Consider the following 7,281-nt stretch of genomic DNA (forward strand, 5'->3'; position numbering starts at 1 on the left):
AGGAGGTAAACATTTTACAATGAATAATCAAGCTTTAAAGACAAACTCGGAGGAAACCACAACAAGAATCTATTTCAATCGTTGTTTTTCATCAACTCACAAAATTATCCAAAGGTTTTTAGCAGACAATGATTCCAAAAAGTATGAACTTTATATTTCACACGTGTCACCCAATAGCTATTTGGAAGAAGTCGCTGATTATTTTGAAGTTGAGCCAGTTATCGATGGAAAGGACTATACAAACTATTGTTTGGACTTTTGTCAGAAACACAATATTAATGTTTTTATACCCAGGTATAATGTTTCGACATTGATTAAGTTTAAGGATCGCTTTGAAAATCTTGGGGTTAAAGTAATGTTTGTGGGGAACAGTGAAACTTATCAACTTCTTGATAATAAATTGAAAACTTATGAGGCTTTAAATAACAAAGATATTTTAGGAATTCCGAAATCTTTTTCTGTTAGAAATTACCTGGATTTTCAGATGGCCGAAGATCAAATATCTAAAATCGGAAATACTTGTTTGAAGCCAATCTCTGGAATAGGAGGAGATGGCTTCAAACTTATCATAGACACTATGTCAGAAGAGGATGAACTTTATAAAACGACAAGTTCGACAATTGTTAAAGATAGAATCGTTAGGATATTAAAGAATTCGAATAATCTAAAACCATTTATGGTAATGGAATACTTAGAAGGTGACGAGTACTCTATTGATTGTTTAGCAAACAGGGGGGAACTGATCATAGCAATTCCCCGCAGAAAGCTAGACCTATATCGGCAGAACATTGAATATCGAGAAGATCTCATTGAGCTGGCTCAAAAGCTCGCTAAAGAATTCTCCCTAAGTTATTTATTTAATATTCAAATCAAATACCATAGAGGAAAAGCTTATTTAATAGAAATTAATACCCGCATGTCAGCCGGCATTCACAAATCCTGTTTTACAGGGGTGAACTTATTAGATCTAGGTATCAAGTTGCTCATGGGAAAAAAGGTTACAACTCCAGATAATATTCGCTGGGGCTTTCAAATACGAACAACTGAAAATTATGAAATTGTCAATTTATAAGCAAAAGATCAAGTGATTCTAAGCCTCAGATGGAGTTTTCCTAATAGGAATACATACTCCATCTGAGGCTTAGAAGAACTTATCCAGGGACGTTGCAGCCCTTATCTCCTACTTGTAGAGGATGGGAGATAAGATAAGGGCTGGTAGTCATCGGATAAACTCAGGAAGTGATCTATAAACAAAAAAACCATTGAGCTGGTCAATAGTTTAAACTGAAATACTATGTATGAAAATATGTTGGTGCCGATGACCGGAATCGAACCGGTACGGATGTTAAGTCCGCGGGATTTTAAGTCCCGTGCGTCTGCCAGTTACGCCACATCGGCATTTTAATTAGAGGATGTTTTTTGGTGGGCCATCCGCGACTCGAACGCGGGACACCCTGATTAAAAGTCAGGTGCTCTAGCCGACTGAGCTAATGGCCCATTGATATTGCAGAGACGATTTACATATTACAGAATAATCGCCTAAAAGTCAATGACATTCTTAGGAAATAGTTAGCATACATCCTTTCGTTAAAGTTTCAAGAGGGTTTTTACTCTTGCAATCGGTAAAATTCTAAGTATTCATATAGCGAGATTAAAACCTCACAAATGAAGGATTTTTTGGGGAAGGTTTGGTTAAAGTAACACAAGGTTTAAATATAGGGAGGAAAAATAAATGGATGATTTAAAGAAATTGCAGAAATCTCAAGAGAAAACTCTAAAGAATAATCAGAATCAAGGTGAAGGAAATCCGGATCGGAAACTCCCCAATAAACAACATAGTACCAACAAATAAAATAATCTAGGGACAGATGTTTCGTGTGAGTACATCTAGTCCCTATTTTTATGTGGAAGGTTATAGTAGCCAGCTAAAAGCTATTGTTAAGGAAGGGCTGATGACCGCTTGAAGAAGTGAGAGTCTCAAAACTAAAAAGACTCACTATTATTTTGTAGTATTATAATTACGTAGTATAATTAGTTAATAGAAATCTTTTTAATTCATAATCATTAACAAACCCTATCCTACATTTGAAAAAACATAGGAAATGGTGTATAAAGATGTAGGTATCCTATGTTGACCGAAAGCTTAGTAAGACCAATGTATGGTAGCACTGACGCTATTTTTGCATGTTCAGTGCTATTATTATTCACGAACAAGCTTAATTTGTGGCTGTTTTAGTTAGTTTGCCAGCACTAACCCATAGATTGAAGATGTTATCATATCTAAATACTTCAACCATTGTTTTCCTTACCGAATTTACAAGCCGTAGTATATAATCTTAATGTTAGTGCGTAGTAAACTAGTAGTAGTATTGCATGGAAATGGAGAGAGCTTAGGAATGAATGTGGCTTTTTTTCTGATACCCAAAAAGAATATCGTCTTTCTTAAAGAAGGTGCCACCATGCGCCAGGCTTTAGAGAGAATGGAATATCATAGTTATTCTGCTGTTCCACTTATTAATGACGAAGGGAAATACGTTGGAACAATAACTGAAGGGGATCTACTCTGGAAGTTGAAAAATACTCCCGGTCTGACTTTCCAAAATACTGAGGATATTCGTTTGAGCGAAGTTAAGCAACATGTTCAAAATATACCTGTTACGATTAATGCCCAAATGGAGGATTTAATTTCCAGAGCCGTTGTTCAGAACTTTGTGCCTGTAGTTGACGATCAAGAAGTTTTCATTGGTATTGTACGTCGTCGAGAAATGATAGAATACTGCTCTAAACTCTTAGTTCAACGAAATAAATTTAACGATAACTAATGTTGATGATTATTTTCTAGAATTACTGTATTAATAGATGTAGAAATGGAAGGGTGTAATCAAATGAAAGATAATCCAAATAAAATATGGGTGGTTGTTAGCCCTATACGAGCCAGAAATCCAGAATATAATCAATATAACTCAATTGAAGAAGCACTTTCAGATTTTGATGATTGGACTCAAGAAACGAGAAGTATAGCTGGATGTGAGATCCTCTATAGAGGAATCACTTTAATGAAATCATCCAGAGGCACAGTGGGCGGAGCTGCCTGCGAGCAGTATCATCCAGACTGTACTGTAAAGAGTAAACTGCCAAACTCGATTGAGATTAAGAATTGTGAAGAATGCGTAAGGAAAATGATTGATGATTACGTCTTATAGCAGCGGCTAGTGGGAGGTAAGCTATGATTTTAGGTAAATCTTTAGAGGAATGGCAGCGGGAATATCCGCTTCTGATAGAAATGCTCAAGACTAATGAGGTATTCTGGTTAAATCCAAACTATCTAAATTATGAAAGTGCAGTTGCTAAGATTCCTTTGACTGAAGCTGATGTGAGGGATGCGGAAGAACGTTTGCGAAAATTCGCTCCTTATATTGCCCAAGTATTTCCTGAAACAAAAGAAAATGCTGGGATTATCGAGTCTCCGCTAATTTCTATTCCTCGAATGAAAGAGAAAATGGAGAGTTTATTCAACAAACCAGTTGTCTGCAAAAACTTATTGCTTAAGTGTGACAGTCATCTGCCTATCTCAGGGTCAATTAAGGCTAGAGGAGGCATTTATGAGGTGCTCAACTATGCTGAAAAATTAGCACTGGAATTTGGGATATTATCAAGAGAAGACGATTATGTAATTTTTGACAGCGATAAATTTCGGGAGTTCTTTTCCAAATACTCTATTGTGGTTGGTTCAACGGGTAATTTGGGCCTCAGTATCGGTATTATCAGTGCAAAATTAGGCTTTAAGGTTACTGTACATATGTCTGCTGAGGCAAAACAATGGAAGAAAGATCTTCTAAAGAGTAAAGGTGTTAACGTAATTGAACATCTGTCGGACTATAGTAAAGCAGTTGAGGTGGGTAGAAGACAGGCTGAAATGACTCCTAATAGTTATTTTGTTGATGATGAGAATTCAACCACCTTGTTTTTAGGGTACGCTGTGGCTGCATTAAGAGTAAAAGAACAACTCAATCATCTAAATATTATTGTCGATGATGCCCACCCGTTATTCGTTTACTTGCCTTGTGGTGTTGGCGGTGGACCCGGTGGGGTATCTTTTGGGCTTAAACTGATTTACAAAGATAATGTACATTGCTTTTTTGCTGAGCCTACTCATTCTCCTTGCATGTTATTAGGCTGTATGACAGGGGAACATGATAACCTATGTGTACAAGATTTTGGGATTGATAACCTTACTGATGCTGATGGGCTGGCTGTCGGGAGAGCATCAAGATTTGTGGGCAAAACCATCGAAAATTTATTAAGTGGTATTTACACTGTCAATGATCAAGTTCTGTATAGATTGTTAAGTAATATGGTCGATACAGAAGGGATATTTCTGGAACCTTCTGCTCTGGCAGGTGCCCCAGGTATCTTTAATTTGTTGGGCTCAGATGCTGGTCAAAAATACATTGAGTCTAATGGACTGCAAGATAGAATTCAGAATGCCTCGCATATTATCTGGGCAACTGGCGGTAAAATGGTACCGGCATGGGAAATGAATGATTATTATCGAGTCGGCAAACGCTTGAAATAAATTAAGCTACTCAAACTTCTACATTTTTAGGCAATAAGAACTTATGCAATTATGAATACGAATTATAATAAGCAGCAAAATATTAAGTAGTAGTCAAAAATAGGTTAAGTGTTGGAGTGATAAAATGATCGAGTTTAAAGAAATAGAATTAGCTGATAAGAAGTGGATGGAACCTCTTCTTGTCACTTCAGATAGTCGTGGTTGTCATCAAAACTACACAAACATATTTGCCTGGTCAAAAATCTATAACTATCGTATTGCCGAGGTCAATCATCACCTGGTGGTCAAAGGGGTTATCAATGATTCCCCCTATTATTTTTTTCCGGCCGGGTCAGATGATATTTTGTCAGTATTTGAAGCAATGAAGCAAGACGCTGCTACTTGCGGTCATGAATTTGTATTAGCAGGCGTATCTCCCGAAAACATGGCAATTATGAATAGGGTGTTTCCGGAACACTTCGAATATAAGCCGATGCGCGAAAGCTACGATTATGTATATTTATTGGACAAGTTAGTGAAGTTAACCGGTAATAAACTACATTCTAAGCGAAATCACATCAACCGATTTATTAAGGAAAACCCTGACTGGAGTTTTGAACAAATATCGTCGGAAAATATTGCGGAGTGCTGGGAGATGAACTTAGAGTGGTGTAAACTAAATAGCGATCATGAGCAAGATGAGATCGCTAAAGAATGTTGTGCTGTCCGACGTTGTTTTGAGAATTATACCGATCTGGGTTTAGATGGAGGACTAATTCGTGTACAAGGTAGAGTAATTGCCTACACGATGGGGGAGAGACTAAATTCTGATACTTATGTTATCCATATAGAAAAAGCCTTTGGTGAGATAGCTGGTGCCTATCAAATCGTAAACCGTGAATTTGCTGCATTTATCCAGCAAAACTATCCTGAGCTCGTATATGTAAACCGCGAGGAAGATATGGGGATTGAAGGATTGAGAAAAGCCAAGTCATCTTACCATCCTGAATTCCTAGAAGAAAAACACTTTGCCACTTATTTTGAGGCTTAAGATCATTGTTCAGATGATGACCTACGTTTATTGAAGCATGTTTTACCCAATAATAAGCAGATGGAGATTAATACAAGAAATGCTTGAAACAAGGCTAGCCCAGACTGGTGAGATTGATCAGCTTAAAGAGTTATGGAGACTTTGCTTCGGTGATCCTGAAGACTATATTGATTTATACTTTGCCAATCGTTATAAGAATGAAGATACCTGTATCTTGCTCAAAAACAATGACATTTCGGCAATGCTGACTATGTTGCCTGTCAAAACTGTGTTCAAGGATCATTGCAGTACTGATACAGCTATGTTATATGCTATTGGAACCCACCCAAGCTACCAAAACAAAGGTTTTGCTACTCAATTAATGGATTTTAGTAACCAATATCTTAGGGCGAACAAATATGGACTTTCTATTTTAGTACCGGCCAAAAAAGAGCTATTTGCTTACTATCGTAGGCGTGGCTATCAAGATGGATTTTACATTAGGGAGACTTTTCTTAATCGGACTGATGTAGATTGCTTGCCAATCGAAAAGCAATTAAATTGTGAAATACGATCGGCAACTCCGGAAAACTATAATCGAATAAGGAATAGACAGCTAAAAGGCCGACTTTATATTTCTTATCTTGATCAAGACATTGTCTACCAAAAAAAACTATCCCAGTACTCCGGCGCTGACATTTATGCTATTAACTTACAAGGAATTGAAGGATGTTTTGCTGTTGAAAGAGTTTCTTCAGATGTTGTCTTGATCAAAGAATTCTTGCTTCCTGAAGAGTTGCTAAACCCAGCAATCAAGCGGATTGTCCAACAAATTACAGCAAAGGAATATATACTGCGCACCCCCGCTTACTTAGGTGAACAATTAGGAGGTTCTTTACGTCTATTTGGACTGATTAAATCAAATAACGAAGCGGATGTAAGAATTTCACCGAAAGACTTAGGGTATCTGGGGTTGGCTTTTGATTGAACGGGGCGAGATTAGTATCTCGCCCCGCTCTTTTATAGTACTAAATTATCTTTTTCTTTTTGCCATAAGATTGCTGATAAATCCTTTAATTCCACCTTTTTTAGGTTCTTCCCAGGCTGGCTGTGGCTGTAAAGGGAGTTGTCCGCGTTGGTCTGGATAATGCCCTTGTTTAAATCTCTGGGGTGAGGGTGAATATCCTTGAAGTTGCTGGCCTTGCATCCCAGGTATAGGAGATCGTTGTAGTGTACCAAATCCTTGAGGAGGGTATCCAGGTGTCGAGTAGCCTTGACCACCTGGGTTTTGTGGATTGTTTCTCCAATTAGGATTTCCGCCACTTTGTCCTCTGCCTGTCGAGGGAAATCGCTGAAAGCTCTGATCTGGCCTCCATGTCTGGTTATTAGGATTGAATTGCCCCATTGGCATAGGTTGGTAACCTGGATTTTGTTGGGGCAGGGATTGTTGATTCCAAAATGGGTTTATTCTATCATAAGACATAATATCATCTCCACATCATACCATAATAGGTAATATATTCTAGAATATTCAGATCTTCAGGGTTTCGCCACAAATGTGGTCGTAATCTATATTAGCAATTTACTAAGGGTAGAACCCCTGTGAATGGTAAAATAAACTGATCGGTTTTCGGACAGGAAAACGGATCGGAATTTGGCCACAAACTGATCGCTTTCATCTTGAAATAATACAACT

8 protein-coding genes and 2 tRNA genes are annotated in these 7,281 nt (G+C 37.7%); 7 read left to right on the forward strand and 3 right to left on the reverse strand.

Going from position 1 to position 7,281, the window contains the following annotated elements; all coding sequences use genetic code 11:
- Positions 1–19: 19 nt before the first annotated feature.
- Complete coding sequence (locus tag BLS16_RS20410) at positions 20–1,072, forward strand: ATP-grasp domain-containing protein (RefSeq protein ID WP_092335475.1); 1,053 nt, start codon at positions 20–22, stop codon at positions 1,070–1,072.
- A 238-nt stretch (positions 1,073–1,310) separates the two neighbouring features.
- Here BLS16_RS20410 and BLS16_RS20415 read toward each other — a convergent pair.
- Positions 1,311–1,398 (reverse strand) — tRNA-Leu (locus BLS16_RS20415).
- A 22-nt stretch (positions 1,399–1,420) separates the two neighbouring features.
- Positions 1,421–1,497, reverse strand: a tRNA-Lys gene (locus BLS16_RS20420).
- 235 nt (positions 1,498–1,732) lie between these two features.
- On the opposite strand from BLS16_RS20420, the gene BLS16_RS20425 reads away from it, so the two are divergent.
- From BLS16_RS20425 to BLS16_RS20450, 6 genes are all read left to right on the forward strand, one after another.
- Positions 1,733–1,852 carry a DUF4023 family protein gene (locus tag BLS16_RS20425; RefSeq protein ID WP_092335476.1) on the forward strand — a complete coding sequence of 40 codons (120 nt, stop codon included), beginning with the start codon at positions 1,733–1,735 and terminating at the stop codon, positions 1,850–1,852.
- 544 nt (positions 1,853–2,396) lie between these two features.
- A complete protein-coding gene (locus BLS16_RS20430; RefSeq protein WP_092335477.1) occupies positions 2,397–2,822 on the forward strand; it encodes a CBS domain-containing protein in 426 nt (141 codons plus the stop codon).
- 63 nt (positions 2,823–2,885) lie between these two features.
- On the forward strand, positions 2,886–3,203 hold the full coding sequence (locus tag BLS16_RS20435) for a hypothetical protein (protein ID WP_092335478.1): 318 nt from the start codon (positions 2,886–2,888) through the stop codon (positions 3,201–3,203).
- 26 nt (positions 3,204–3,229) lie between these two features.
- Positions 3,230–4,576, forward strand: coding sequence for a D-serine ammonia-lyase (dsdA, locus tag BLS16_RS20440; protein WP_427846391.1), 1,347 nt, complete (start codon positions 3,230–3,232; stop codon positions 4,574–4,576).
- Positions 4,577–4,700: 124 nt separating this feature from the next.
- Entirely contained in the window at positions 4,701–5,606 is a 906-nt protein-coding gene (locus tag BLS16_RS20445) for a DUF2156 domain-containing protein (protein ID WP_092335480.1), read from the forward strand.
- Between the two features lie 79 nt (positions 5,607–5,685).
- Positions 5,686–6,573: a GNAT family N-acetyltransferase gene (locus tag BLS16_RS20450; RefSeq protein WP_092335481.1), complete on the forward strand. Its 888-nt coding sequence runs from the start codon at positions 5,686–5,688 to the stop codon at positions 6,571–6,573.
- 45 nt (positions 6,574–6,618) lie between these two features.
- On the opposite strand, the gene BLS16_RS20455 is transcribed toward BLS16_RS20450, so the two are convergent.
- On the reverse strand, positions 6,619–7,068 hold the full coding sequence (locus BLS16_RS20455; protein WP_092335482.1) for a hypothetical protein: 450 nt from the start codon (positions 7,066–7,068) through the stop codon (positions 6,619–6,621).
- Positions 7,069–7,281: the final 213 nt, after the last annotated feature.

Origin of the sequence: Desulfosporosinus hippei DSM 8344 (genome assembly GCF_900100785.1) — a bacterium.
Classification (GTDB): Bacteria; Bacillota; Desulfitobacteriia; order Desulfitobacteriales; family Desulfitobacteriaceae; genus Desulfosporosinus; species Desulfosporosinus hippei.

Coding starts and splice junctions, on each gene's coding strand:
- BLS16_RS20430 (WP_092335477.1), top strand. CDS start 2,397: ATGAATGTGGCTTTTTTTCTGATACCCAAAAAGAATATCGTCTTTCTT.
- BLS16_RS20450 (WP_092335481.1), top strand. CDS start 5,686: ATGCTTGAAACAAGGCTAGCCCAGACTGGTGAGATTGATCAGCTTAAA.
- BLS16_RS20410 (WP_092335475.1), top strand. CDS start 20: ATGAATAATCAAGCTTTAAAGACAAACTCGGAGGAAACCACAACAAGA.
- BLS16_RS20455 (WP_092335482.1), bottom strand. CDS start 7,068: ATGTCTTATGATAGAATAAACCCATTTTGGAATCAACAATCCCTGCCC.
- BLS16_RS20445 (WP_092335480.1), top strand. CDS start 4,701: ATGATCGAGTTTAAAGAAATAGAATTAGCTGATAAGAAGTGGATGGAA.
- BLS16_RS20435 (WP_092335478.1), top strand. CDS start 2,886: ATGAAAGATAATCCAAATAAAATATGGGTGGTTGTTAGCCCTATACGA.
- BLS16_RS20425 (WP_092335476.1), top strand. CDS start 1,733: ATGGATGATTTAAAGAAATTGCAGAAATCTCAAGAGAAAACTCTAAAG.